Source organism: Niallia sp. FSL K6-0212 (assembly GCF_038007605.1).
In the GTDB taxonomy this organism is placed as follows: Bacteria; Bacillota; Bacilli; order Bacillales; family Cytobacillaceae; genus Niallia; species Niallia circulans.
The window spans coordinates 3,018,952-3,044,666 of sequence record NZ_JBBOXL010000001.1; the positions used below are offsets into that span (position 1 = coordinate 3,018,952).

A 25,715-nucleotide genomic window follows, 5' to 3' on the forward strand; every position below is an offset into this window, starting at 1 on the left:
GGGAAGAATTGTGTTTTTATCAAATTTTTTAAAGAATCAAGATGGATACGAAGAAGGGAACCATTATTGTCAAAGTACAGAAGAATCGATATAGTAATAAGAAAGTGAGGAGGAAAGAAATGAAACGAAGTGTTTTAATTAGTACAATTATGCTTTTTACGATAATTGCTGCTGGGTGCAATTTTAATTCTCCAAGTGAGAAAATGTATGAAAAACTAGAAGAAGTAGTTAAGATTGAAAGTGGTTTTGAAGAACAGCAAGAGCCTCTTGTCAAATTAGAAAAGAAGGAACAAGATATTTATTCTAAAATAATTAGTCTTGGATTAGAGGACATGGATGAAATTACAAAATTATCGGACGAAGCTCTAGAATCTATTTCTAAAAGAAAAGAATATATGGATAAAGAAGCAGACAGTATAAAACAGTCACAAAAAAAGTTTGAAACAATAGCGACAGACATAGAAGAATTAGATAAAAAGGAAGAGAAATCATTAAAGAATAAGGCAGATGATCTTTACCAAACAATGATGGCCCGTTATGAAGAACATGATAAATTATACGCAAATTACATAGAAGGGCTTAATAGTGATAAAAAGCTTTATGAAATGTTTAAAGATGAAGACGTGAATATGGACGATTTAGAAAAACAAGTAAAAAAGATCAATGATACGTATGAGACGGTTTATAAAAATAACCAAACATTTAATGAATTAACGAAGAAATATAATGATTTGAAAGTAGATTTCTATAAAGAAGCCGGCATAAAAATCAAAATGAATGAAGAGGAAGAAGAGAAAAAGTAATACTTATTATTTGATTATTACCTTTATCCTATTAAAATTTTTATAAGTTACAAAATAGAGAGGACAAACGGGGCATGAATTTTGTTTCTTTGGACACACTTTGTTTTGTGGCTTTTTTTTGTAGGATACTATTTTAAAATGTAGGAGGTGCTTTGTATCATGCAGTATTCAAAACATACAAAGAGTTCATATAGACAAGGAATGATTTTTCGACACTCAGGGAAGTTATTATAAAACAGTTGTAAATAGTGTTTTCTGTATGATACAGATGTTGTGTTGTAAATAATACAGATGTATTAATTTTGTGTAAAAAAATAATAAAAACTTCGAGCTTAAAGATTGACGGATAATATTTAAGTATATTAAACTTATAAATGTATTGAACAGTTGTATTAATATTTACATATAAATAATTGATACAGTCTATACGGAAACCGAATTAATTTTATAAGACGTTTTTTCTTGCGTATTTTGTGGAAAACTGTTTAAGTATGGTTTTTTTTGTTGCTTAGAGCGATATGCTTTAAGGAATAGAAAGCGTTACCCAACTAAGTGTTTACCACGTTGAAACACATTGTAAACATCTATTTGTTTTACAGAAAAAAGTCTTTTAATATGAAAGGAAAGGGTGGCTTTAATGGCTTCTAAAACAAAGAAGGCACAATTTGATGTGCAAGCACAGCTTGAACAAGTGGCAAACCAATTTCAAACACTTCAGATTTTAAATGAAGAGGGTGAAGTTGTAAACGAATCTGCAATGCCTGATTTAAGTGATGAGCAATTACAAGAATTAATGACTCGTATGGTTTATACTCGTATTCTTGATCAACGCTCTATTTCATTAAACAGACAAGGTCGCCTAGGTTTCTATGCACCTACTGCAGGACAAGAAGCTTCGCAATTGGCTTCACAATTCGCATTAGAAAAAGAAGATTTTATTCTTCCAGGATATCGTGATGTTCCGCAAATTATTTGGCATGGACTTCCTTTATCTCAAGCATTCTTATTCTCACGTGGTCACTTCCAAGGAAACCAAATTCCTGAAGGTGTAAACGTAATTTCTCCACAAATCATTATTGGTGCACAATACATCCAAACTGCTGGTGTAGCATTAGGAATGAAAAAACGTGGTGCTAAAGCTGTTGCGATCACTTATACAGGTGATGGTGGAGCTTCACAAGGTGATTTTTACGAAGGAATTAACTTTGCTGGTGCATTTAAAGCTCCTGCAATTTTCGTTGTACAAAACAACCGTTTTGCAATTTCTACTCCAGTTGAGAAACAATCTGCTGCGAAAACAATTGCTCAAAAAGCAGTTGCTGCAGGTATCCCTGGAATTCAAGTAGATGGTATGGATCCATTAGCAGTTTACGCTGCTGTACGTGAAGCTCGTGAAAGAGCAATCAACGGTGAAGGTCCAACATTAATTGAAACTTTAACTTACCGTTATGGTCCACATACAATGGCTGGGGATGACCCAACTCGTTACCGTACTGCTGATCTTGATAGCGAATGGGAAAAGAAAGACCCATTAGTACGTTTCCGTAAATTCCTTGAAAACAAAGGTATTTGGAATGAAGAGAAAGAAAACGCAGTAATCGAACGTGCTAAAGAAGAAATTAAAGAGGCAATCAAAATTGCTGATGAAGCTCCAAAACAAAAAGTTACTGACTTAATGAACATCATGTATGAAGAGTTACCAGTTAACTTAAAAGAACAATATGAAATTTATGCAGCAAAGGAGTCGAAGTAAGCCATGGCGCAAATGACTATGATTCAAGCAATCACTGATGCGTTACGCACAGAATTACGTAATGATCCAAATGTATTAGTATTTGGAGAAGACGTAGGTGTAAACGGCGGTGTATTCCGTGCGACAGAAGGTCTTCAAAAAGAATTCGGTGAAGATCGTGTATTTGATACTCCATTAGCTGAATCTGGAATTGGCGGATTAGCAATCGGTTTAGGACTTCAAGGTTACCGTCCAGTACCGGAAATTCAATTCTTTGGTTTCGTTTATGAAGTAATGGATAGTATTTCTGGACAAATGGCTCGTATGCGTTATCGTTCAGGTGGTCGCTACAATGCACCAGTAACTATTCGTTCCCCATTTGGTGGTGGAGTTCATACTCCTGAACTTCATGCCGACAGCTTAGAAGGATTAATGGCACAACAACCTGGTCTTAAAGTTGTTATCCCATCAACTCCTTATGATGCTAAAGGTTTATTAATTTCTGCTATTCGTGATAACGATCCTGTTATTTTCTTAGAGCATATGAAATTATACCGTTCATTCCGTCAAGAAGTTCCAGAAGAAGAGTATACTATTCCTCTTGGAAAAGCGGATGTAAAACGTGAAGGTAAAGACCTTTCTATCATTACTTATGGAGCAATGGTTCAAGAGTCTATTAAAGCAGCAGAAGAATTAGAAAAAGAAGGATACTCAGTGGAAGTAGTTGACTTACGTACTGTTAGCCCACTTGATATCGAAACAATCATTGGATCTGTTGAAAAAACAGGTAGAGCTGTGGTAGTTCAAGAAGCACAAAAACAAGCTGGTATTGCAGCTAATGTTGTTGCTGAAATCAATGATCGTGCAATTCTAAGCTTAGAAGCTCCAGTTCTACGTGTAACTGCACCAGATACTGTTTTTGCATTCACACAAGCTGAAACTGTATGGCTTCCAAACTTTAAAGATATTATTGAAACAGCTAAAAAAGTTTTAACTTTCTAATTAAAACCGAATAATATTCGCACAAGAATTAGAAGATAAGTTAGTTAAAAGAAGAAAATTTTTTCATAAGATATTAGGAGGTTGTCACATTGGCTTTTCAATTTAGATTACCTGACATCGGTGAAGGTATTCACGAGGGCGAAATCGTAAAATGGTTTGTTAAACCAGGCGATAAAGTTCAAGAAGATGATGTATTATGTGAAGTTCAAAATGATAAAGCAGTAGTAGAAATTCCTTCCCCAGTTGAAGGTACTGTCGAAGAAGTGAAAGTTGAAGAAGGAACAGTTGCAGTTGTAGGAGATATCTTAATTACATTTGATGCTCCTGGATATGAAAACCTTCAGTTCAAAGGTGATCATGGTGATGAAGCTCCAGCTGCTGCTGAAGAAGCAAAACCTGAAGCTGTTGAAGAAAGCAAAGGACAAGAGACAGAAGTTGATCCAAGCAGACGTATTATCGCAATGCCTTCTGTACGTAAATATGCTCGTGACAAAGGCGTAGAAATTCAACTTGTTTCTGGTACTGGTAAAAACGGACGTATTTCTAAAGAAGATATTGATGCTTACTTAAATGGTGGTGCAACACCTGCTAGCCAACCAGCTGCAGAAGCTGCTCCAGCAGAAACAGCAGCGGAAGCTCCTAAGCCGCTTGCTATTCCAGAAGGTGACTTCCCAGAAACTCGTGAGAAAATGAGCGGAATCAGAAAAGCTATTGCTAAAGCAATGGTAAATTCTAAGCACACTGCTCCTCACGTAACATTAATGGATGAAGTAGAAGTGTCTAAATTAGTTGCACACCGTAAGAAATATAAAGAAGTTGCTGCTGCAAAAGGTATCAAATTAACTTTCTTACCTTATGTAGTAAAAGCTTTAACAAGTGCATTAAAAGAATTCCCAGCTTTAAACACATCATTAGATGATGCTACAAGCGAAATCGTTCATAAGCATTACTACAATATCGGTATTGCTGCTGATACAGAAAAAGGTTTATTAGTTCCTGTTGTTAAAAATGCTGATCGTAAAGGTATCTTTAACATCTCTAACGAAATTAATGAACTTGCTGTTAAAGCAAGAGATGGTAAATTAGCTCCAGCTGAAATGAAAGGTGCTTCTTGTACAATTTCTAACATTGGATCTGCTGGTGGACAATGGTTTACTCCAGTAATCAACCATCCTGAAGTTGCTATTTTAGGTATTGGTCGTATTGCTGAGAAAGCTATCGTTAAAGATGGAGAAATTGTTGCTGCTCCTGTATTAGCACTTTCTTTAAGCTTTGACCACAGAATGATTGACGGAGCTACTGCTCAAAATGCAATGAATCATATTAAACGTTTATTGAACGATCCAGAACTATTGTTAATGGAGGCGTAAAAACATGGTAGTTGGAGATTTTCCTATTGAAACAGATACTATAGTCATTGGTGCGGGTCCTGGTGGATATGTTGCAGCAATTCGTGCAGCACAATTAGGACAAAAAGTTACAATTGTTGAGAAAAACGTATTAGGTGGAGTTTGCTTAAACGTTGGATGTATTCCTTCAAAAGCTTTAATCTCTGCTGGACACCGTTACGAGCATGCTGCACATTCTGCAGACATGGGTATTACAACTGAAAACGTAACAGTTGACTTCTCTAAAGTTCAAGCTTGGAAAGACAGTGTTGTTAAAAAGCTTACTGGTGGAGTTGAAGGTCTATTAAAAGGGAACAAAGTTGATATTGTATACGGTGAAGCATATTTCGTAGATGCTAACACTTTAAAAGTAATGGATGAAAAATCATCTCAAACTTATACTTTTAAAAATGCAATTATCGCAACTGGATCTCGTCCAATCGAAATTCCTACTTTCAAATTCTCTAAACGTGTTCTTGACTCAACTGGTGCACTTGCACTTCAAGAAGTTCCAGAGAAAATTGTAGTAATCGGTGGAGGATACGTTGGTACTGAGTTAGGTGGAGCTTATGCTAACTTTGGTACACAAGTAACAATCCTTGAAGGTGCAGATGAAATTCTTGGTGGTTTCGAAAAACAAATGTCTTCATTAGTTACTCGCAACCTTAAGAAAAAAGGTGCTGAAATCATTACAAAAGCAATGGCTAAAGGTGTGGAAGAAACAGACACTGGAGTTGTTGTTAAATATGAAGTTAAAGGCGAAGAAAAATCAGTGGAAGCTGATTATGTATTCGTAATGGTTGGTAGAAAACCTAATACAGACGAACTTGGTTTAGAACAAGTTGGTATTGAATTAGGCGAACGCGGAATCATTAAAACAGATAAGCAATGCCGTACAACTGTAAGCAATATCTTTGCTATCGGTGATGTTATTTCTGGTCCTCCATTAGCGCATAAAGCTTCTTATGAAGGTAAAATTGCTGCTGAGGTTATTGCTGGACATAATTCAGAAATCGACTATTTAGGAATTCCTGCAGTTGTATTCTCTGAGCCAGAATTAGCAACAGTTGGTCACACAGAAGCTTCAGCTAAAGAAGCTGGTATCGAAGTGAAAGCTGCTAAATTCCCATTTGCAGCAAACGGTCGTGCATTAGCACTTAATGATGCTGAAGGTTTCTTGAAGCTTGTTACACGTAAAGAAGATGGTCTTGTAATCGGTGCGCAAATCGCTGGTCCAAGTGCATCTGATATGATCGCTGAATTAGGCTTAGCAATCGAAGCTGGTATGACAGCTGAAGATTTAGCTATGACTATCCATGCTCATCCAACTTTAGGTGAGGTAACAATGGAAGCAGCGGAAGTTGCAATTGGCAGCCCAATTCATATCTTACGCTAATTATAAAAGGAAGTCCTCGATTGAGGGCTTCTTTTTTTTGTTTTAAAAGCGATTCGGGAAGATTTTTCCCTATGTCTAATCTAGTTTTAGTAGAGAAAATTAGCTAGTAGAATTTAGTCCTATTACTGTTTTTTGAAATGAAATAAATATAAAATAAAACAAAAGATTGGTACATATACTAGTATTAATTGTTAATGGAGGAAGGGTGGTGTTTTTCTTGAAGATTTATACAGCAATTTTATTTCAGCTAATGATTTGGAGTGGATTTTCCATTATTGAATGGTTATCAAGATATGATTTAATTTTATATAAGGTGTTTATGTTTGGTGTGTTCTTTTATTTAGCGATTATCATAGGAAATACAATCATAAAATCAACAAGAAAAACAATGCTGGCCACGATGATTAGTTTATCCATTTACGGTTCTTTTCATTTAATTATGACCATTATCTCCGTTGTCTAAATCATATAAACATAACATGATGATTTATTTTAAATATATTCTTTCTTGAGAAGAGAAGAAGAAAATCAGCTCTTTCTTTCCTGCTCTTGCGAAAAGGAAAGACTTTCTATTTATTATGAAAAATCCTCCTATACATATATAAATTCAGCACCAAAAATGCCTTATTCTAAAAATATAGGCATTTTTTAATACAATAAATTCTTATGTAGCTATAATCTCCGCTGTTTTGTTGATTTTTTTCCAAAAAAGCTACTAAAAGCGGTAAAAATCGATAGAATTAATAAGAAAAATACAAGAAAACTAAAAATAAATGGAATTGGATGGAAAATAGTTTTCGATTGCACAGGTGATTCGAATGTAATTTCTAAAGGGTATGCCTCAACGGAAGTTGGCAGCAGCCTTTTTTGTTCAGCAAATGGAATGGGACCACCGAAACGGAATGACTGTTCTAATTGTTCAGGTTTTTGTGCCACATAATTTTTAAAAATAAATGGAGAAACTAGGCTAATTAGTAAACTGATAATCATTATAACAATATATTTTTTCAAAAAGGAAAACTCCAATCTTTTTATATACAAGAAACAAATGCTGTCTTTTCATTTATCTCCAAATTAAAGACAGGAATACCCTAAATATGGCATCCCTGCTCTCCGAAATTTATTTATCTTATTGCACGATGCTCTTTAATAACACGAAGCTTTTTGAAATCGTAATCCTCAGGCCCCTGAACAGGCAATCCTGCTTCCATATTTCTTTTTATATAAGCAAGGTTATCTTCTGTAATAATTTCGCCAGGAATGAAAATTGGGATTCCTGGAGGGTATACCATAATAAATTCTGCAATTACTCTTCCAACTGAATCATCAAAATCGATTAATTCTGTCTCTGAATAGAAAGCATCTCTCGGCGTTAGTGCGAGTAAAGGGATGTTTGGCAGCATCACTCGTGCTTCTACTTTTGAAGCCTTATCTTTTCGTTCTACTGCAAGAGCTTTTAAGGCGTCAATTAAAATGTTGGCCTCTTTTTCAGAATCTCCTGGTGTAATAATGCACAAAATATTATACAAATCGGACATTTCTACTTCAATGCGATAATTTTTCCGAAGCCATTCTTCCGCATCGTGGCCAGTTAAACCAAGGTCTTTAACAGATATAATCAGTTTTGTGGGGTCATAATCAAAAGCAGAATCAGATTCCAGAATTTCTTCACCCACACAATATAGATGTTCTATGTCATTAATCTGTCTTCGAATGTATTGTGCAAGATTAATCGTTTTATCAATCAGTTCTTTTCCTTCTGTTGCAAGACGCTTTCTGGCAACGTCTAAAGATGCTAGAAGCAAATAGGAAGTACTAGTCGTTGTCAGCATACTTAAAATAGATTGTACACGTTTATAGCTAATCAGGTCGCCTCTCATATTTAAAATGGAGCTTTGTGTCATCGACCCACCGAGTTTGTGTACACTTGTTGCGGCGATATCTGCTCCGGCTTGCATAGCCGACATTGGCAAATCCTCGTGGAAATGAATGTGAACTCCATGTGCTTCATCTACAAGAACAGGGATATCATAGGAATGCGCCAAATCTACAATCGTTTTTAAATCAGCAGATATGCCAAAATAAGTAGGATTAATCACTAAAAGCCCTTTAGCATCTGGATGAAGATCTAAAGCATGTTGAACAGACTCGATGGTGATTCCATGAGAAATACCAAGATTTTTATCTACTTCAGGGTGGATAAAAATTGGGATTGCACCTGCAAATATAATGGCAGACATAACAGATTTATGGACATTTCTAGGAACAATAATTTTATCTCCTGGGCCACAAACACTCATGATCATCGTCATGATAGCACCACTTGTGCCTTGAACGGAAAAGAAAGTATGATCTGCTCCAAATGCTTCAGCAGCAAGCTGCTGTGCATGTTTAATCATCCCTTTTGGATAATGAAGATCATCAAGAGGACCAATATTAATAAGGTCTATCGAAAGAGCGTTTTCTCCGATAAAGTTTCTAAATTCTGGATCCATTCCATTCCCTTTTTTATGGCCGGGTATATGAAATTGAATAGGATCCTTTTTAGCATGTTCCAATAATCCGTGGTATAACGGTGTTTCGTGTTGTGACAATTTATTACCACACCTCTTTATTTAGTATTTTTATGCAATTTTAAGCGAACTTTATTTAAATTTCTTATGTACATTTAAAAATTTTATTGTACATCGCTGCCGCTGTTTTGTCTTTAATTTCATTACTCTTAACAAGTTTTACCCTAATCTCTAAATATAAAAATCAGAAAACAAAAGAATTATAGCATTTTTTATTTTCTTTGCATACAATTAGTTTTCACTATAGGAAAAAGAATTATTTTTTATTCCTATTTTTTCTTTTTACAGTTTATCTAACAAAGGAAAAGAACAGGAATAAGGATCCATATTTTACTTTCTTAGCTACTTAAATTACAATAGTTTTTATCTGAAAAACTTCAATATAATAGGATGTGGAAATATGGATTATCAATACCCAATCGATATTGATTGGTCAACGGATGAAATTATTACAGTCATTAAATTTTTTGAATGCATTGAGAAAGCATATGAAAAAGGGGTAGAGAAGGCAGAATTAATGGAGCAATACCGCGCCTTTAAAAAAATTGTCCCGGGAAAAGCGCAAGAAAAGAAAGTTTGTGATGAATTTGAAGAAGTAAGTGGCTATTCAACTTATCGAACAATCAAAAAGGCGAAAGAATCTGCAGATGATATTCGAATAAAGATGGCATAGGCAAGGAATATTGAATTTTATTGCTTATAACTTTCTGCTAGAAGATAATAATAAAAAAACTGTAAACAAACCACAGATTTTAGTTTGCTTACAGTCTAAGAGGCTGTAGATATCGGCCTCTTTTTTTAGCTAATCCCAATCTAATACTCCAATGATAATTTATAAAGGGGAAGCAATGTATCATAAGTTTTTTCGATTAATGCAAGCAGTTCCTCTCCATTTGATAGAATAGAATCTCCAGCAGCAATTCTCTGACCAACTAAAAATTCGGCTTTTTTCACATCACGGAATCTTGTTAAAGCTGCCTCTAAATTTGTTTCTCCAATTTTAACTGCATCCTTTTGCATATGGTCCATGGAAAGAACATAATCTTGTGGTAAAGTGGACTGCAAAAGCTTGTAATTTGCCAAAAAACCTTCAGCGATTTCTTTCTTTTTTGGAAGTTCATATATATATGCTAACCATATAAAAAGATGGTCATCAAATAAGCCGACTTGGAAATGTGGATGCTGTTTGTAGCCTCGTTTATTATTTGCGATGGCAAGCCAAGTATCCTTTGGCGGGTTAACTGTTCGTCTTGCATGCTTTGCGATATGTAGGAACATTTCCATGCCAAGCTTTCCAGAAAGCTGTTCAGTAAGCTGTGTGCCAATTTCACGAAACTTTGGCTGAATTCTTTCCTGGATCGCTTCCATTCGAGCATCTAGTCCATCAATTGTAAAGGTATCAAAATCTTTTTGTGTAAAACCAGTGAATGACATTATTTCTTATCTCCTTTTTAGTTTATCTCTACTGTTTACGGGTAAATACTGTATATAAAATCAAGTAAGCTATTTAGTCACTTAAATGTAGCTTCATCTTAGCTAGCCTTTTCGCAAATATTGTAGCATACATAAATAATATTATGAAGGAATTTGGATTGCGCTGGGTTATAGCACAAAAAAGGAGCAAGCTAATTAGTTTCCACATAATATATATGAAATCAACAGAAATGCAAGTCGATGAAAGGGGTGTTCTGTCAGTGAAACAATTGATGAATTTAGCGAAGAAAATGGAAGTGGAAAAGGAAAAAAAGGCTGTTCTTCGTCTAGAAATGGATTATGAATTGGCTACCTTATTCGATGCAATGAATGAAAAGGATGAAAAACAAAAAAAATTAAGTAAGCAAAAATTAGAAAGAATTAGACAGGAACTTCTAAGACTTAAAGCATTATAACTAATGAATAAGCTGATAGGTAATCATGCAGCTGACTCTATAGGAAGCAACCTTTCATTCCTATAAAGTCAGCTGCATGATTTTGCATACCATATGATTTCACAATAACTAATATATCAAGCTGTTTTCAATAGGCAAATGTGCTTTAGAAATACTGCGCAGTTTGAATGTGGATTGTAACTGCAGTGAAGAAAAGGATTGGAAAGGAAAATATGTTTATGCTTGGGCTCCTAGTAATAGACTTTAAGAAACAAAATTCATAAGTTATCCAAAAAAACTGTATTCATAGAATTTTCTTGTTTTATGATACTATATAGAAGAAGGATAGATTTTTTTAGAAGTATGTTTAGGGATAATCTAAGTTAAAATATAGGAAACGATGAAAAAAGAAAGTAAAGAAGGGTTGAGAAGATGACAAATTGGCTGGAAATCGATAAATATGCGAAAGAATGGATAAAAGAGGCAGGGGCAAGAATTATCAAGTCATTTTCGTCTGAGCTCATTATCCAAACGAAATCAAATAAAAATGACTTGGTTACCCAAATAGATAAGGGGACAGAAGAATTTTTGATTAATAAGATCAATAAAGTTTTTCCTTCCCATCGTATTTTAGGCGAAGAAGGATTAAGTGAAGAACTAGAAGATTTGAAAGGGATAGTCTGGATTATTGATCCTATTGATGGAACGATGAATTTTGTCCATATGCAGCGGGATTTTGCCATCTCTATCGGCATTTATGAAGATGGAGTAGGAAAGATTGGATTAATATATGATGTAGTAGCAGACGAGCTATATCATGTTCGAAAGGGAAATGGTGTTTTTATGAATGACATAAGGCTATTACCTTTAAAAGATACGGCTGTGGATGAGGCTATTATCGGATTAAATGCTACGTGGGTAACGAAAAATAAGCGGATTGATCCGACTATCCTAGAACCACTTGTAAAAGAGTCAAGGGGAACGAGGTCATTTGGATCTGCCTGTTTAGAATTAGCGTACATAGCAGCCGGAAGAATGGATGCTTATTTAACTTTAAGATTATCGCCCTGGGATTATGCAGCAGGTAAGATAATGGTAGAAGAACTAGGCGGCAAGGTAACAACTTTAAGAAACGAACCACTTGATTTATTAACGCAGCAATCTTTCTTTGCATCCAAACCTGGATTGCATGATGAAATACTACAAAAATATTTAAAAGAAGGAAATTGGTAATAGTTGTTAAAGTTATTTTTCGGTTACATGTAGCATTTTCTTTTTCTTATTGGATTTTAAGAACCAAATTCCACAAAAGAGGCAAAAACAAATTATACTGCCAGCTAACGTTTTTTCTAAAATACATATTCCAATGCTGATAAAACTAGATGTACCGTAAACGTTATAGTAAAAATATGGATAATTATCAAAATTCATGTTTATCTTCCTTTATTATGGTCTATATTTATCATAAATAATAGCATATGATAGTAAAGAAATCCCACAGCGAATGTTGTGGGTATTTTTTAACTGTGTCTCCTCTATCATACTATGGTATGGAATGGAAAGAACAGCGATAATGTAAATAAATTGTTATATTTAAGCGTAAATTGATGCTAAAATAAATTATTTTGTAATAATAACGTTTACATTTGTTATTTTTATAAAAGGTTTTAGGTTTCTGTGAAATTATGTGATATAATGACTCAGTTATAATATTATTAAAAAAATAAATTAATCCAGATAGACATATTTAGGTAGGAGTGAAATTTTTGAAAATTAGAGAAGATATTCGTAATATTGCTATTATTGCTCACGTTGACCATGGTAAAACTACATTGGTTGACCAGCTGTTAAAACAATCCGGCACATTCCGTACAAATGAACATGTGGAAGAACGTGCAATGGATTCCAACGATTTAGAAAGAGAACGTGGAATAACAATATTAGCGAAAAATACTGCTATTCAATATAAAGATAAACGTATTAATATCCTAGACACACCAGGACATGCTGACTTTGGTGGAGAAGTAGAGCGTATTATGAAAATGGTTGATGGTGTTCTACTAGTTGTTGATGCATATGAAGGTTGTATGCCTCAAACACGTTTCGTTTTAAAAAAAGCTTTAGAGCAAAACTTAACTCCAATTGTTGTTGTTAACAAAATTGACCGTGACTTTGCTCGTCCTGCTGAGGTTATTGATGAAGTATTAGATTTATTTATTGAGTTAGATGCAACAGAAGAACAATTAGAATTCCCTGTTATCTACGCATCGGCTATTAATGGTACTGCTAGCACAAATCCTGAAAAACAAGATGAAAACATGCAATCATTATATGATGCGATTGTTGATCATATTCCTGCACCAGTTGATAATCGTGAAGAGCCTTTACAATTCCAAGTAGCTCTTTTAGATTACAACGATTATGTTGGAAGAATCGGTATCGGCCGTGTATTCCGCGGTACGATGAAGGTTGGACAGCAAGTAGCGTTAATGAAATTAGATGGAACAGTTAAGCAGTTCCGTGTAACCAAAATCTTTGGTTTCTTCGGATTGAAGCGTCAAGAAATCGAAGAAGCATATGCTGGAGATTTAATCGCAGTATCAGGAATGGAAGATATTAACGTTGGTGAGACAGTATGTCCGTTTGAACATCAAGAGGCACTTCCAGTTTTACGTATTGATGAACCAACTCTGCAAATGACATTCTTAGTTAACAACTCTCCTTTCGCAGGTAAAGAAGGTAAATATTTAACTTCAAGAAAAATTGAAGAAAGATTGCGTGCACAATTAGAAACAGATGTAAGTTTACGTGTTGAAAATACAGATTCACCAGATGCATGGACAGTATCAGGACGTGGGGAGCTTCATTTATCTATCTTGATAGAAAATATGCGTCGTGAAGGTTACGAGCTTCAAGTGTCAAAACCTGAAGTTATCGTTAAAACAATTGATGGTGTTCGTTGTGAGCCAATTGAACGTGTACAAATTGATGTACCTGAAGAGCATACAGGTGCAGTTATGGAATCTATTGGTGCTCGTAAAGGTGAAATGTTAGATATGATTAACAATGGTAATGGACAAGTTCGTTTAATCTTTAACGTACCTGCTCGTGGACTAATTGGTTATACCACTGAATTCTTAACATTAACACGCGGTTATGGTATCATCAACCATACATTTGATAGCTATCAACCAATGGCATCAGGTCAAGTTGGTGGACGTCGTCAAGGTGTATTAGTAAGCATGGAGTCTGGAAAATCATCTACTTATGGAATTATGCAAGTAGAAGATCGTGGAATTATCTTTGTAGAAGCTGGAACAGAAATTTACGAAGGAATGATTGTTGGGGAGCATACTCGTGAAAATGACATTACTGTTAATATCACAAAAGTAAAACAAGCAACAAACATCCGTTCAGCAAACAAAGACCAAACGGCAACAATGAAAAAACCAAGAATTATGACTTTAGAGGAATCTTTAGAATACTTGAACGAAGATGAGTATTGTGAAGTAACTCCTGAATCTATTCGCTTACGCAAAAAAATCTTAAATAAAGCAGAACGTGAAAGAGCTGGCAAGAAGAAAAAATCTGCTGAATAATAAAAGATAAGGAAGTCATCTATTGATGGCTTCTTTTTTTGTATTCAGTAGAGTGGAGGTGTGGAATATGACTGAGAATGCAAGCAAGGAAAACTAAAGTGAGTGTGAACAAAGAAGAGTCCTCAGTGACTGTAAGCAAGTTGGAAGAATAGGGTTCATTATTTTGAATTGTGAGAGAGGGAAACGGAGTTCATGGAGGAAATGAACTCCGTTTTTGCATTGGGAGAGAAGAAGAATGGTGTTCATCGAGGAAATGAAAGCCACATTCAGCATTGGGAGTGTAGAAAATGGTGTTCATCGAGGGAATGAAAGCCACATTCAGTATGGGGAGAGCAGAAAATGGCGTTCATCAAGGAAATGGAGGACAAAGAAATCAGAGTAAAAGGTCATGGAGACCATCTCTCGTAGCTCTCATAAGTTAAACCCAATCTCCAATCGTAATACAAGCACATCTTTCAAAAATAAATTAGGTGTTTTCTTCAACCCATCTCTAATTTATAATTAGTAAATAAAGGAAAGGGAGGAATAGAATGAAAATTTTTCAATTTAATAAAGAGTATGGTAAGCAAATCACTCAATATAATTCCTATTTTATTATGAGTCGTATAGTGGAAACTAAGAAAGAAGCTCATATTGGATGTATGTATCTTGAAGAAAATGGGATTATTGGTTTACATCAAGCTGTAATACCACAACTTCTGTTAATCGTTAGCGGCGTAGGCTATGTTCGAGGAGAAAAGAATGAATGGTTTCAAGTTAGAAGTGGAGATGCGGTATACTGGGATAAAAAGGAATGGCATGAAACGAAAACAGATCTAGGGTTAACAGCCATCGTTATTGAAAGTGAAGAGATAATGCCAGCATTAATGATGCGTTTAAAAGAGAAGAACATATAAAAAAGAAGACCTTAGGTAAAAGATCTTCTTTTTATTTAAAATGCTTGTCTACTTACCAATCATCTTCTTGAGTTTTGTTTTGATAAAGAACAAAGTTACCCGAATCGATTCTTTTTTTTGTGTTTTTGGCGATTCTATCGTCACACTCATTACACATATACGTATGAATTGGGCGATTTCGTAGTCGTTTTGCCTGAAAGGAGTTTTCGTCTATATCTTCAATTTTATCACATATCACACATTTAACTTTCAATACTTGCACCTCTAATCATAAAATAGATTATAGGCACATTATAATATATAATCATATAGAAAATCGAATTTTAATCTCTTATATGATTATTTGATTGTTCATCTTGGTCATTTTTCAACTCTTTTTCTTCTTTATCATTCAATTTTTCATCTGGTTTTTTGAGATCTCTATCTGGCTCATTTCGAATCATATCCGCTGGTACCTCTGGGATAAGTCTGCCGCTAATATCAGCTAATTCATTGAATATGCCTTGAATAGGCTTTCCGTTTTGAATATCTTCCCCAATTTCTTTCAGTCTTGCATTAATGTCAGGGTCGGCAATGACAACAGCATTAGCGCCATCAGGATCGTTTTTTAAACTCTCGGCTACCGCATATTTTATTGAACCAACCTCAGAACGATCTAAGTCTGCGTTGATATCAATTCCTACGAGCGCATATTTACCGATTACTACCGCTGTTGCATCATTAACATTATCAATGCTTGTTGCAAGAGCTACGAGCCTTTTGGCTATATCCTGTCCAGTCTTCCGGTCAACCCTTTGGTTGGTAGAATTTTTTACATTTGTAACTTGAGGGCTGTTTTCTCTATTCTCAGATTGCTGGTTATTTTCTGCGTTATTATTTGTACATCCTGCAAGAAGAAAAAGGACTGCGATGAAGAAAAACCATTTTTTCATAAAATTCCCTCCTTTAATATTGAAGAACTACATTTAAAAGTGTACATTTCCCTGATTTGTAGGTGGAAATGAGCATTTTTACGATTTTTTACACTTCCTCTTTCTTTATTGTGCAAAATATCTTCTATCTTTATGCGGTAAAACATATATTTTACCAAGGTTCTTTCCGTTACACGGATAAGTGCAGCAATATATGACGTTTTAGAGCAGGGGGCATCGGTTTGAGTAAAATTTACGTATTGGATACAAATGTCTTGTTACAAGATCCTTATTCTATTTTTTCTTTTAGTGACAATGATGTAGTAATTCCAGCAGTAGCTTTAGAAGAGGTAGACAGCAAAAAACGGTACATGGATGAAATCGGAAGGAACGCAAGGCAAATATCTAGATTGATCGATAACTTAAGAGAGTCAGGAAAGTTGCACGATAAAATTCCATTGGAGAATGGTGGAACTTTACGGATAGAATTAAATCACCGTTCTTTTCACGAACTCCAAGAAATATTTGTAGAAAAAACAAATGATAATCGCATATTAGCAGTCGCAAAAAATTTATCAATAGAAGAAAGTAAAAAAGAAAATGGACGAACCGTTATTCTTGTTAGTAAAGATACACTTGTCCGTGTAAAAGCAGATGCAATTGGTTTGAAGAGTGAGGATTTTTTAAGTGATCGAGTAGTAGAAAATGAACATTTATATACTGGTTTTATGGATGTACAAGTAACCATAGATGTGTTGAATAACTTTTATGAAAATGGTCAACTCCCGATTACGGAAATTGGGAATGGCAATTACTATCCAAATCAGTTTCTTATTTTAAAGGATGTATTGGGATCTTCCTCTTCTGCATTAGCAATTGTGGATTCATCGCGGAAGTTTGTTAAAAAGCTAGTGTTCGATCATGAGCATATTTGGGGAATCCGTCCAAGAAATGTGCAGCAAACGATGGCAATTGAAATGCTATTAAAAAAAGATATGCCATTAGTGACATTAATAGGAAAAGCAGGTACAGGGAAAACACTATTGGCATTAGCATCTGGATTAATGCAGACAGAAGATTTTGGAGACTACAAAAAACTATTAGTGGCAAGACCGATTGTACCGATGGGGAAGGATTTAGGTTTTCTACCTGGAGAAAAGGAAGAAAAATTACGTCCGTGGATGCAGCCTATTTTTGATAATCTTGAGTATTTGTTTAATACAAAGAAACCAGGAGAGTTAGAAGCAATTCTGGCTGGAATGGGATCTATTGAAGTGGAGGCATTAACGTACATTAGAGGAAGAAGTATTCCAGACCAGTTTATTATTATTGATGAGGCCCAAAACCTAACGAAGCATGAAGTGAAAACAATTTTAACAAGGGTTGGAGAAGGTAGTAAGATTGTTTTGATGGGAGATCCTGAACAAATTGATCATCCCTATTTAGATGCTTTTAATAATGGATTAAGCTATGTAGTAGAACGTTTTAAAGACCAGCCGCTAGCAGGTCATGTAAAACTAGTTAAAGGGGAAAGATCTTCTTTAGCGCAGCTTGCCGCAGATTTATTATAATTTACAGTAAAACATTGTTACGCCATCTGCCAATAGCTAGATGGCGTATGTATGGATGAATACAATTATGTAATTTTAAATGCTCTGATATTTTTGATAGGGGTTTGATCTGGGCCTTTTGTTTGATCAAAAATATGTACAGGACCATCTTCTGTAAGCGGTTTTCCTTTTACGCAAAATAATAAGAAGATCGAATCGATTTTTTCTAAAGGAATCGCATATTCTGCCTCTTCTGTTGTGATTAAAAGAGTTGTTGCCTCTTCCTGCGGTTCTGCATTTTTTATAAAGGGAGCTAAAGCCATATAGAAGGTACCGGTTAGCATTTCCACTTTTTTATAGGTTTTTGTGGATTGCTCTGGGGCTTTGGCTCCCTCTGTAATCTCTTGATCCCAGTGTTTGGAGGCTTCTTTTGTATACGCTTCTAATTCGTCCTTTACTTCAACTGGGGCAAATACCGTATCAGCTGATTGTTTTCGATCATCAAAGATCCAGACAGTAGGATCAATAGTAATCGGAAAATTTACCAACCCAGAAACTTGAATAATACTATCCATTTTATATCTCCTCCGTAAACGTGTTCTTTGTTATGTATAAAAAATTCTGCAAATTAGTAGCTGCTTCTAAAAGAAAATATTTTATATCGGCTAAATTTTAATTGGCAGATTAAAACAGTTGTTACGTTAAGTATAGCTTTTTCTTGTCTTTCTGTCATTTGAGATGATAGAATGTAAACTTTTAAATTTTTTAAAAGGGATTGTTCTTGCAATTTTTCTAGGTTGAGTTTAAACTTTATAGATAGGATAATCGCTCGGAAACGGGGGGATAGGATTGACTTCTGAAATGATTATTAATCATAAAGAAAAAGCAAATGAGTTATTGAAAGCAGATGCTGAAAAAATATTAAAACTAATTAAAGTTCAGATGGATAATTTAACAATGCCACAATGCCCTCTATATGAAGAGGTTTTGGATACGCAAATGTATGGATTGTCTAAAGAGATAGATTTTGCTATTCGATTAGGTTTAGTAGAAGAACAGGTTGGTAAGAAAATTTTAGATGAATTGGAAAAAGAGCTATCGATTTTGCACGAAGCATCTATAAGAAAATAAAAAGTAAACTCAAACAAAAGCATGTATTGTTTGAGTTTTTTTAGTGGCTATGTGTATTATTTGTAAATAAGGGAAGTACATACGAACAAAAGCGCTTGATCTCATAAGCTTGTAGTGACTTATTAATGGACCGTAAGCAGCGATAAAAATAAGTAATTTGTTATGATAATTAGCAAAAATAACAGAAGACGGCCCAATATTTTAAGAGAATGAAAATTAGAAGTTTATCCTTTTCAGCAGGAAAAAGATAAGACATAACGAATACTCTAAATGAGGAGATTGAATAAGGGATGCGGTTGAATGATAAAGAAGATATTAAAATCGTATGATTATACATTAATTATAGCAATGGTACTTTTAATTCTATTTGGATTGATTATGATTTATAGTGCCAGCATGGTTTCGGCAGTCCAATATTATGGAGAAGACAGCAGTGATTTTTTTTATAAAAGACAACTAAAATATATTATCATTGCCTTGATTGCTTTTGTGATAGTAGCTATTTTTCCATATAAGGCATTGTTAAGCAATAAGATATTAGTACCAATGGTATTTGGCTCAATTATTTTTTTAGGTGGAATCTTTTTATTCGGTAGTGTTTTTGGAAATGCGCAAAGCTGGTATAAAGTTGGAACAGCTAGTCTTCAGCCAGCTGAGTTTGTTAAATTGGCTGTGATTATTTATTTATCAGCAATTTATTCTAAAAAGCAGGCGTATATAAATGAGTTTAATCGGGGAGTTGTTCCCCCGCTAGCATATTTGGTTATTGTTTGTGCATTGATTATTCTTCAGCCAGATTTTGGTACGGCAGCGATTATTTTTATGATTGGTGCTACGGTTATTTTATGTTCAGGAATGAACTGGAAAAACTTGTCCAAGTTAGTGCTGATTGGCTTGGCGTTTCTATTATTACTTGTTTTAATCCTCCAGCTAGCAGGAAAAAGCATTTTCACTGAAAAGCAAATGGCGAGAATCTTTGTTTTTCTGGATTCCCCTTTTGCTGAAGATGTTGTACAAGAATCTGGTTACCATATGAGTAACTCTCTTATTGCTATTGGATCTGGTGGTCTAAAAGGGCTAGGCTTGGGTCAAGGTGTTCAAAAACTGGGTTACTTAACAGATGGTCACACTGATTTTATTATGGCAGTAATTGCTGAAGAATTGGGGATTTTTGGTGTAGGCTTTGTAGTGGTAGGACTAAGCTATATTGTTTTAAGAGGGATTTATACAGGACTAAAGTGTAAAGATCCATTTGGGAGCTTATTAGCAATCGGTATTTCCAGTATGATAGGAATCCAAGCTTTTATCAATATTGGAGGAGTTTCTGGATTAATACCATTAACAGGTGTCCCGTTACCTTTTATTAGTTACGGGGGATCGTCTTTATTACAATTGTCCATAGGTATGGGGATTCTTGTTAATGTTTCTATGTTCGTTAAATATGAAAGAGTTTATAAGCATAAAGAAGAGAATGTTGCAGAAATAGCAGTGAAAAAGCAGCCTACTTCAGGTTTTGTACGGCCAAACCGTCATTTTTAATCAATTAGATAATAATGGCTGGGATATAAGTTTTCCAGCTGAAGAAAAACCAAAATCATTTACGAAGATATTAAAGTATTTCGTATCAGGATTTTGGTTTTTTATCTTTTTTATAGATGAATGCTATTGGAAAGAGGTTGATTCATTTGCTTCCTTGCTAAAAAAGGCTATAATATATAGAGTGTCTTTTTGTTTGTAAAACGCTTTCGAATATGATGTGAGAAATGTTAAAATTTACCAATAATGTGACAACTGAAGTTTTTAGCGTAAAAAGAGAGAAATATTCATGAAAATATGGTTTAATAGCAAAAGAGTCTTTTTTAACATTGCTATGATGTTTAAATGTGAATAATGACACAATGAAACGAACGGTATTTTATATAGTATGATATCTTTTTCTATGTAATGAAAGGGGAGCATGATCAAATGGCTAATTCTCGCGTTTATCCTGAGGCCAAATTGACGAATCAACAATCAGAAACAAGTGCGTGGAAGGATTTTCTCGCATTAATTAAAATAGGAATCGTAAATTCAAATTTAATCACTGTATTTACTGGAATCTGGCTTGCAATAGTTTTCACAGATGCAAAGTTTTTAGAGCGAATTGATACAGTATTATATACACTAATCGGATCAGGCTTAATTATGGCAGGTTCCTGTGTATTAAATAATTTTATCGATCGTGATATTGATCCATTAATGGAAAGAACGAAGACAAGACCGACAGTAACAGGAAAAGTGAAGCCTGCAAAAGTTGCTGTTTTAGGTTTTGGTTTTCTCTTCATTGGTACTTTATTCTTATTATTAACAACAATAACTGCAACTGTCATTGCTTTAATCGGGGCATTTAGCTATGTCGTTGTCTATACTATGTGGACAAAGCGTCGACTAGTATCTAACACCGTAATAGGAAGCTTTTCAGGAGCATTTCCACCACTAATTGGATGGGCTGCCATTGATCCTGGCCTTCATGTTATTGCTTGGAGCTTGTTTTTAATTATGTTTGTTTGGCAGCCGCCACATTTTTATTCTTTAGCAATTCGAAGAGCAGAAGAGTACCGAGCAGCAGGAATCCCAATGCTCCCTGTTGTTAAAGGTTTTGAGGTAGCAAAAAGGCATACGTATATATGGATTATTGCTTTATTTCCACTGCCATTTTTGTTATACCAAATCGGTATTCCATTTTTAATATTAGCAACATTATTAAATATCGGTTGGGTTATTACTGGAATACGTGCAAGTAAAAAGCAAGATGAATACAAATGGGCAACAGCAATGTTCATTTATTCTATTCAATATTTAACAATATTATTTGTCTCAATGGTAGTATTTACATTATTCTAAAAAGGATTTGTTTTTAGGGGAGAACATTCCAGGAGAATAATGGTTGATTTCTTATTGGTTAAAGCTTGATGCTTTTTCCAATAAGAAACATTAATATCCTGAAATTCGGAGGAGTCTGAATACATATAGACGTCGATGGGATTAGTGAGACAGAGGAGATCAAGCAAAGCTCACTTTCATAGAAAGATCGAGGGTGTGCATTCAAGGTTGCTTTGGTCACCTACACTAAATTTGTGAACCAGTCTTATGGGAAAAAGGAACTTTGGGAGTTTGTTAAACAAAGAGGTAAATACTTTATGGAGTGGGTAGCTAAATGGAATTTACATTACCGATATTGCCGACAATAAGTACTACGTTTATTATTTTAAGTGCCATTTTTGTAGCGATTGGTTGGGGATTAATTAAGCAGAAAAAAAGACAACAACACCAGACTGTCATGTTATTTGCAGCGATTTTTGCGGTAATCTTTTTCATCATTTATGCATCAAGAACGATTTTTATTGGTAACACTTCTTTTGGAGGACCAGATGATATTAAGATTTACTATACTATATTTCTTATTTTTCATATCACCTTGGCAACAATAGGTGCTGTATTAGGAATCATTATGTTATATACAGGTTATAAGCAGCAATATGCAAAGCACCGAAAGTTAGGACCGATCACAAGTATTATTTGGTTTATTACAGCTATTACAGGAACAGCAGTTTATTTACTACTCTATGTTTTTTATCATGGAGGAGAAACGACATCTGTTATTAAAGCAATATTAGGTTTTTAAAATCAAAATGTAAAAAATGCTTCTAAAAAATAGAAGCATTTTTTATTTGCTATCTAAGAGAGAAATGGGTGGTTTTAAATGTAACTTTATTTACATAATTGAAAAACTACTTATTCTATTAAAATTATTTAAAGTAAGTTATACTATTTAGTAAGAAAGCCACATATATTAATAGAAACAATGCTAGAGAGGGGGGAATCCTCTGAAAATTTTATTAAGAACTGTCATAATTATTGCAGTATTATCAGCGATTGGAATCTATTTTAGTATAACTGATGATAATAATCAGCCAGATGTATTAGTTGAAAATGGTGATCATCCTAAAAAAGTAGAGGATAATCTCAAAGAAGCAAGTGAAAATACGCAAATTTTACCAACTCCTAAAGAAGGGTTAGGGAGTTTAATCGGTAAGAGTACAAGTGAACTTAAAAAGAAGTATGGGGAGCCAGCGAGAATTGATCCTTCCGCTTATGAATATGACTGGTGGATATTCAATAAGGATGACTCTAAGTATTTTCAAGCTGGAATTCTTGATGACAAAGTAGTTACCATTTATGCAATTGGAAGCTCAGTGAATATTACGCCTTATAAAATTGGACAAGAAGTTGGAGATATTTATACAATGACTCCCATTGAAACCAATATTAGCTTTAACTACGAAAATTCTTCCTACCGTTTTGAATTATCGGAGGATGAAATAAATAACCGCCCTCTCATTCAAATCGGTGATTATTATGCACAGCTATACTTTGATAAATTTAATGGTACTTTATCAAGTATTCGGTATATGGATGCTCGAACGTTACTTCATTTAAGACCATACGAGTTAGTTTATCGGGGAGAATTATTAGAGACAGAGAGTAATGGGAAGAATAATGAAGCAATACAAGAAGGAAACGAACGACAAATTCTAGATATGACGAATGTATTAAGAAAAAGATTCAAGCTCAATACAGTAGAATGGGATCAGCCTACTGCGGAAGTAGCATTAGGGCATAGTAAGGATATGTTTGATACGGAAAACTTTTCTCATACATCTGAGAAGTATGGTGATCTTGAGGATCGTTTAAAAGCAGGGGATGTCTTTTATCAAGTTGCTGGGGAGAATATCGCAGCAGGGTATTCAGATGCTCCCGCGGTAATGGAAGGTTGGCTAAATAGCAAAGGTCATCGTGAATGTTTATTAAATGAGAAATTTACTCATCTTGGAGTAGGAGTATTTGATAAATACTATACCCAAAATTTTATCGAAAAATGGTAAGAGCAGAAAGACAATCAGTCGACAAACTCAGCGGAGGAGTGGTCGGCTGTTTTTTTTACCTGAGTTATTGCATGGCGGGGATAATTACATTGCAGGTTTGATTATCTTCAACCAATCTTGTTAGTCATAGGGCTTTGAGAGAGAATTTAAAGAGAAAGGCACATTTTTTTAAAAGCCATCATAAAGTAATATAGGCAGATGTATCAAATTAGAGGTGAAATAATGATGGCTGATAAAAAACTTCATCCTTCTGTAGAAGAATTTAAAGCATTTGTAAGAGCAAACCCAAAAATATTGAAAGAGGCAAGAAGTGGGAATGTGACATTACAGGAATTATATGAGGATTGGTATTTATTAGGTCCGAACGATACTAGATGGGATGGTTTATTAGAAGGAAGTGCTGTGTCCACCCAAAAGGAAGAAGAGGCATCAGGTAATCGGACTGTCTGGATGTCAAATATTGTTGATACATTAAAAAATATGGACCAAAATCAAATCCAAGGATATTTGGCAAACTTAAACCAAGCTTTAGGTACGTTGCAAGGTGTTATCTCTCAATTCGCTCCAAATAGTGGTTCTAGTGGATCATCTGCGCCAACTGAACAAAAACCTTCTGGACCATTTTCTTTTAGGAAAGATTAAATAGGAGGACTATATGAGACAGAATATTAAAGAATATATTGCGCAGAATGCAGAATTGCAACAGTTTATTCGAGAACAGCCACAATGGTATAGAGAATTAAGCAGAAATCCAAATCAGTTAGAAGTCTTTGAGATTGCTTCCCTTCATTATTATAAAAAAACCATCCCAGATCACGTGGAAAAGTTTTCAAATGGTGTACAAATGGCGTCTATGATGGTTAGCATGTTTCAGGCAATGAATGCACAATCCTAAGTCTTTAAAATTCAATAAATACTCCGAGTAAAACAAACAGGAATGGTAATACTAACCGAAAATAAAACATTATTAAAATTACCAGGAGTGTTTATGTTGAAAAAAATCCGATTGATTTGTATTCCTGCTTTTCTCTTTTTAACAGGGTGCCACAATGATATCCCTGATCCAAAAGTAAAACCTCATAAGGAAGCAGTAAATGTTGTAATCTCATCAAATATGGCTGTACAAGCCTCTATTACTTCTAGCGATACGGAAAAGATGGTTGTGCATCATTTAGTGAAGGGAAATAAAGTATTTGTAGAATGCAGAGTAAAAGACTATTCATTCAGAGAAGATAGTCAGGGGAAATTAGGCAAAATACTTTTAGAAGTTGATGGCCAGAAGTATGAATATTCTTCTGCAGCCTTTGTAATCGAAGGGTTGAAAGCAGGAAACCATACAATTAATCTTTCTGTTATAGATGCAGTAAATAAGACAACAAAATACCAAAAGTCATTTCAAGTAATGATTAAAAGTTAGATAAAAAAGGAAATCACAAACCTTTTCTTTCTAGTGTCTTTCATGTAGAATAAGAAATGGAGGTGAGCGAATACGTGCTTGCGACAACTGAAATACTCCTTATTCAAGAGGAAGCAGAAGAGATTGCTGAAATGATATTAGAATCAGATGTTGCAGAACAATACCGTATTTGTTTGGCCAATATACAATCAAACAAGGAAACACAGCGGAAAATTCATTCTTTTAACAAAATGAAAGAGCTATATGAAGAAGTTCAGCGTTTTGGAAAATATCATCCTGAATATAAAAAAGTGATGATGGAAATAAGACAGCTTAAACGCGAGATGGATTTAGATGATAATGTAGCAGCATTTAAAATAGCTGAGAATGGTTTACAAAAGCTTTTAGATGATGTTAGCGTTATTATTGGGCGTTCTGTTTCTACTTTCATTAAAGTACCAACAGGTAATCCATTTTTTGATGAACTTTCTGGCTGCTCCGGAGGTTGTGGTAGTGGTGGAAGCTGTAGTTGTTCTGCATAATAT

29 protein-coding genes are annotated in these 25,715 nt (G+C 34.6%); 22 read left to right on the top strand and 7 right to left on the bottom strand.

What is annotated here, in order from left to right; all coding sequences use genetic code 11:
• Positions 1-119: 119 nt before the first annotated feature.
• The 6 genes from MHH96_RS14210 to MHH96_RS14235 all read left to right on the top strand — a co-directional run bounded on the left by MHH96_RS14210 (position 120) and on the right by MHH96_RS14235 (position 6,784).
• Positions 120-803, top strand: coding sequence for a YkyA family protein (locus MHH96_RS14210; RefSeq protein WP_053215713.1), 684 nt, complete (start codon positions 120-122; stop codon positions 801-803).
• 637 nt (positions 804-1,440) lie between these two features.
• A complete protein-coding gene (gene pdhA / locus MHH96_RS14215; RefSeq protein ID WP_047942994.1) occupies positions 1,441-2,556 on the top strand; it encodes a pyruvate dehydrogenase (acetyl-transferring) E1 component subunit alpha in 1,116 nt (371 codons plus the stop codon).
• A gap of 3 nt (positions 2,557-2,559) precedes the next feature.
• Entirely contained in the window at positions 2,560-3,537 is a 978-nt protein-coding gene (locus tag MHH96_RS14220) for an alpha-ketoacid dehydrogenase subunit beta (protein WP_047942995.1), read from the top strand.
• A gap of 89 nt (positions 3,538-3,626) precedes the next feature.
• Positions 3,627-4,907: a dihydrolipoamide acetyltransferase family protein gene (locus MHH96_RS14225; RefSeq protein WP_047942996.1), complete on the top strand. Its 1,281-nt coding sequence runs from the start codon at positions 3,627-3,629 to the stop codon at positions 4,905-4,907.
• Positions 4,908-4,911: 4 nt separating this feature from the next.
• Positions 4,912-6,321 carry a dihydrolipoyl dehydrogenase gene (gene lpdA, locus MHH96_RS14230; protein ID WP_047942998.1) on the top strand — a complete coding sequence of 470 codons (1,410 nt, stop codon included), beginning with the start codon at positions 4,912-4,914 and terminating at the stop codon, positions 6,319-6,321.
• Between the two features lie 208 nt (positions 6,322-6,529).
• Positions 6,530-6,784, top strand: coding sequence for a hypothetical protein (locus tag MHH96_RS14235; RefSeq protein WP_369988435.1), 255 nt, complete (start codon positions 6,530-6,532; stop codon positions 6,782-6,784).
• 209 nt (positions 6,785-6,993) lie between these two features.
• On the opposite strand, the gene MHH96_RS14240 is transcribed toward MHH96_RS14235, so the two are convergent.
• Both MHH96_RS14240 and MHH96_RS14245 read right to left on the bottom strand, forming a co-directional pair.
• Positions 6,994-7,332, bottom strand: a complete 339-nt coding sequence (locus MHH96_RS14240; RefSeq protein ID WP_047942999.1) for a hypothetical protein — start codon at positions 7,330-7,332, stop codon at positions 6,994-6,996.
• Positions 7,333-7,445: 113 nt separating this feature from the next.
• Positions 7,446-8,915 (bottom strand): aminotransferase class I/II-fold pyridoxal phosphate-dependent enzyme, encoded by a 1,470-nt coding sequence (locus MHH96_RS14245; protein ID WP_047943000.1) that lies wholly within the window; start codon positions 8,913-8,915, stop codon positions 7,446-7,448.
• Positions 8,916-9,294: 379 nt separating this feature from the next.
• On the opposite strand from MHH96_RS14245, the gene MHH96_RS14250 reads away from it, so the two are divergent.
• Positions 9,295-9,567, top strand: coding sequence for a UPF0223 family protein (locus tag MHH96_RS14250; protein ID WP_047943001.1), 273 nt, complete (start codon positions 9,295-9,297; stop codon positions 9,565-9,567).
• 140 nt (positions 9,568-9,707) lie between these two features.
• On the opposite strand, the gene MHH96_RS14255 is transcribed toward MHH96_RS14250, so the two are convergent.
• Positions 9,708-10,328, bottom strand: coding sequence for a YktB family protein (locus tag MHH96_RS14255; RefSeq protein WP_047943002.1), 621 nt, complete (start codon positions 10,326-10,328; stop codon positions 9,708-9,710).
• Between the two features lie 260 nt (positions 10,329-10,588).
• Here MHH96_RS14255 and MHH96_RS14260 point away from each other — a divergent pair, with 260 nt between their 5' ends.
• Both MHH96_RS14260 and MHH96_RS14265 read left to right on the top strand, forming a co-directional pair.
• Complete coding sequence (locus tag MHH96_RS14260) at positions 10,589-10,783, top strand: hypothetical protein (protein ID WP_047943020.1); 195 nt, start codon at positions 10,589-10,591, stop codon at positions 10,781-10,783.
• A gap of 411 nt (positions 10,784-11,194) precedes the next feature.
• Positions 11,195-11,995, top strand: coding sequence for an inositol monophosphatase family protein (locus tag MHH96_RS14265; RefSeq protein WP_047943004.1), 801 nt, complete (start codon positions 11,195-11,197; stop codon positions 11,993-11,995).
• Between the two features lie 12 nt (positions 11,996-12,007).
• Here the strand turns inward: MHH96_RS14265 and MHH96_RS25645 are convergent, their stop codons facing one another.
• Positions 12,008-12,193, bottom strand: a complete 186-nt coding sequence (locus MHH96_RS25645) for a DUF5325 family protein (RefSeq protein WP_222125395.1) — start codon at positions 12,191-12,193, stop codon at positions 12,008-12,010.
• A 335-nt stretch (positions 12,194-12,528) separates the two neighbouring features.
• Between MHH96_RS25645 and typA the strand changes: the two genes are divergently transcribed.
• From typA to MHH96_RS14280, 3 genes are all read left to right on the top strand, one after another.
• The gene (gene typA, locus MHH96_RS14270; RefSeq protein WP_047943005.1) at positions 12,529-14,361 is read left to right on the top strand and encodes a translational GTPase TypA; all 1,833 of its coding nucleotides are present in this window, start codon (positions 12,529-12,531) and stop codon (positions 14,359-14,361) included.
• A gap of 287 nt (positions 14,362-14,648) precedes the next feature.
• On the top strand, positions 14,649-14,783 hold the full coding sequence (locus MHH96_RS14275; RefSeq protein WP_328283082.1) for a hypothetical protein: 135 nt from the start codon (positions 14,649-14,651) through the stop codon (positions 14,781-14,783).
• Between the two features lie 108 nt (positions 14,784-14,891).
• Entirely contained in the window at positions 14,892-15,257 is a 366-nt protein-coding gene (locus MHH96_RS14280) for a cupin (protein WP_047939877.1), read from the top strand.
• Positions 15,258-15,309: 52 nt separating this feature from the next.
• Here the strand turns inward: MHH96_RS14280 and MHH96_RS14285 are convergent, their stop codons facing one another.
• Both MHH96_RS14285 and MHH96_RS14290 read right to left on the bottom strand, forming a co-directional pair.
• Positions 15,310-15,510, bottom strand: coding sequence for a YlaI family protein (locus MHH96_RS14285; protein ID WP_047939878.1), 201 nt, complete (start codon positions 15,508-15,510; stop codon positions 15,310-15,312).
• A 70-nt stretch (positions 15,511-15,580) separates the two neighbouring features.
• Positions 15,581-16,189 carry a YhcN/YlaJ family sporulation lipoprotein gene (locus MHH96_RS14290; RefSeq protein WP_047939879.1) on the bottom strand — a complete coding sequence of 203 codons (609 nt, stop codon included), beginning with the start codon at positions 16,187-16,189 and terminating at the stop codon, positions 15,581-15,583.
• A 221-nt stretch (positions 16,190-16,410) separates the two neighbouring features.
• Between MHH96_RS14290 and MHH96_RS14295 the strand changes: the two genes are divergently transcribed.
• Entirely contained in the window at positions 16,411-17,739 is a 1,329-nt protein-coding gene (locus tag MHH96_RS14295; protein WP_047939880.1) for a PhoH family protein, read from the top strand.
• Between the two features lie 65 nt (positions 17,740-17,804).
• On the opposite strand, the gene MHH96_RS14300 is transcribed toward MHH96_RS14295, so the two are convergent.
• Positions 17,805-18,293, bottom strand: a complete 489-nt coding sequence (locus MHH96_RS14300; protein WP_047939881.1) for a hypothetical protein — start codon at positions 18,291-18,293, stop codon at positions 17,805-17,807.
• Between the two features lie 274 nt (positions 18,294-18,567).
• Between MHH96_RS14300 and MHH96_RS14305 the strand changes: the two genes are divergently transcribed.
• The 9 genes from MHH96_RS14305 (at position 18,568) to MHH96_RS14345 (ending at position 25,712) form a co-directional block, all read left to right on the top strand.
• Entirely contained in the window at positions 18,568-18,849 is a 282-nt protein-coding gene (locus tag MHH96_RS14305; RefSeq protein WP_016200976.1) for a YlaN family protein, read from the top strand.
• A 300-nt stretch (positions 18,850-19,149) separates the two neighbouring features.
• A complete protein-coding gene (locus MHH96_RS14310; protein ID WP_047939882.1) occupies positions 19,150-20,388 on the top strand; it encodes an FtsW/RodA/SpoVE family cell cycle protein in 1,239 nt (412 codons plus the stop codon).
• 426 nt (positions 20,389-20,814) lie between these two features.
• Positions 20,815-21,732, top strand: a complete 918-nt coding sequence (gene cyoE, locus MHH96_RS14315; protein ID WP_047939883.1) for a heme o synthase — start codon at positions 20,815-20,817, stop codon at positions 21,730-21,732.
• Positions 21,733-22,045: 313 nt separating this feature from the next.
• Positions 22,046-22,513 (top strand): DUF420 domain-containing protein, encoded by a 468-nt coding sequence (locus MHH96_RS14320; RefSeq protein ID WP_047939884.1) that lies wholly within the window; start codon positions 22,046-22,048, stop codon positions 22,511-22,513.
• A gap of 403 nt (positions 22,514-22,916) precedes the next feature.
• On the top strand, positions 22,917-23,774 hold the full coding sequence (locus MHH96_RS14325; RefSeq protein WP_268874792.1) for a CAP domain-containing protein: 858 nt from the start codon (positions 22,917-22,919) through the stop codon (positions 23,772-23,774).
• A 222-nt stretch (positions 23,775-23,996) separates the two neighbouring features.
• Complete coding sequence (locus MHH96_RS14330) at positions 23,997-24,416, top strand: YlbD family protein (RefSeq protein ID WP_235844434.1); 420 nt, start codon at positions 23,997-23,999, stop codon at positions 24,414-24,416.
• Between the two features lie 13 nt (positions 24,417-24,429).
• Positions 24,430-24,669, top strand: coding sequence for a YlbE-like family protein (locus tag MHH96_RS14335; protein ID WP_047939887.1), 240 nt, complete (start codon positions 24,430-24,432; stop codon positions 24,667-24,669).
• A gap of 93 nt (positions 24,670-24,762) precedes the next feature.
• Positions 24,763-25,191 carry a hypothetical protein gene (locus tag MHH96_RS14340; protein ID WP_152679984.1) on the top strand — a complete coding sequence of 143 codons (429 nt, stop codon included), beginning with the start codon at positions 24,763-24,765 and terminating at the stop codon, positions 25,189-25,191.
• Between the two features lie 74 nt (positions 25,192-25,265).
• The gene (locus MHH96_RS14345) at positions 25,266-25,712 is read left to right on the top strand and encodes a YlbF family regulator (protein WP_047939888.1); all 447 of its coding nucleotides are present in this window, start codon (positions 25,266-25,268) and stop codon (positions 25,710-25,712) included.
• Positions 25,713-25,715: the final 3 nt, after the last annotated feature.

Coding starts and splice junctions, on each gene's coding strand:
- MHH96_RS14210 (WP_053215713.1), top strand. CDS start 120: ATGAAACGAAGTGTTTTAATTAGTACAATTATGCTTTTTACGATAATT.
- pdhA (WP_047942994.1), top strand. CDS start 1,441: ATGGCTTCTAAAACAAAGAAGGCACAATTTGATGTGCAAGCACAGCTT.
- MHH96_RS14220 (WP_047942995.1), top strand. CDS start 2,560: ATGGCGCAAATGACTATGATTCAAGCAATCACTGATGCGTTACGCACA.
- lpdA (WP_047942998.1), top strand. CDS start 4,912: ATGGTAGTTGGAGATTTTCCTATTGAAACAGATACTATAGTCATTGGT.
- MHH96_RS14250 (WP_047943001.1), top strand. CDS start 9,295: ATGGATTATCAATACCCAATCGATATTGATTGGTCAACGGATGAAATT.
- MHH96_RS14255 (WP_047943002.1), bottom strand. CDS start 10,328: ATGTCATTCACTGGTTTTACACAAAAAGATTTTGATACCTTTACAATT.
- MHH96_RS14265 (WP_047943004.1), top strand. CDS start 11,195: ATGACAAATTGGCTGGAAATCGATAAATATGCGAAAGAATGGATAAAA.
- MHH96_RS25645 (WP_222125395.1), bottom strand. CDS start 12,193: ATGAATTTTGATAATTATCCATATTTTTACTATAACGTTTACGGTACA.
- MHH96_RS14275 (WP_328283082.1), top strand. CDS start 14,649: ATGGTGTTCATCGAGGGAATGAAAGCCACATTCAGTATGGGGAGAGCA.
- MHH96_RS14280 (WP_047939877.1), top strand. CDS start 14,892: ATGAAAATTTTTCAATTTAATAAAGAGTATGGTAAGCAAATCACTCAA.
- MHH96_RS14290 (WP_047939879.1), bottom strand. CDS start 16,189: ATGAAAAAATGGTTTTTCTTCATCGCAGTCCTTTTTCTTCTTGCAGGA.
- MHH96_RS14300 (WP_047939881.1), bottom strand. CDS start 18,293: ATGGATAGTATTATTCAAGTTTCTGGGTTGGTAAATTTTCCGATTACT.
- MHH96_RS14310 (WP_047939882.1), top strand. CDS start 19,150: ATGATAAAGAAGATATTAAAATCGTATGATTATACATTAATTATAGCA.
- cyoE (WP_047939883.1), top strand. CDS start 20,815: ATGGCTAATTCTCGCGTTTATCCTGAGGCCAAATTGACGAATCAACAA.
- MHH96_RS14320 (WP_047939884.1), top strand. CDS start 22,046: ATGGAATTTACATTACCGATATTGCCGACAATAAGTACTACGTTTATT.
- MHH96_RS14330 (WP_235844434.1), top strand. CDS start 23,997: ATGATGGCTGATAAAAAACTTCATCCTTCTGTAGAAGAATTTAAAGCA.
- MHH96_RS14335 (WP_047939887.1), top strand. CDS start 24,430: ATGAGACAGAATATTAAAGAATATATTGCGCAGAATGCAGAATTGCAA.
- MHH96_RS14340 (WP_152679984.1), top strand. CDS start 24,763: ATGTTGAAAAAAATCCGATTGATTTGTATTCCTGCTTTTCTCTTTTTA.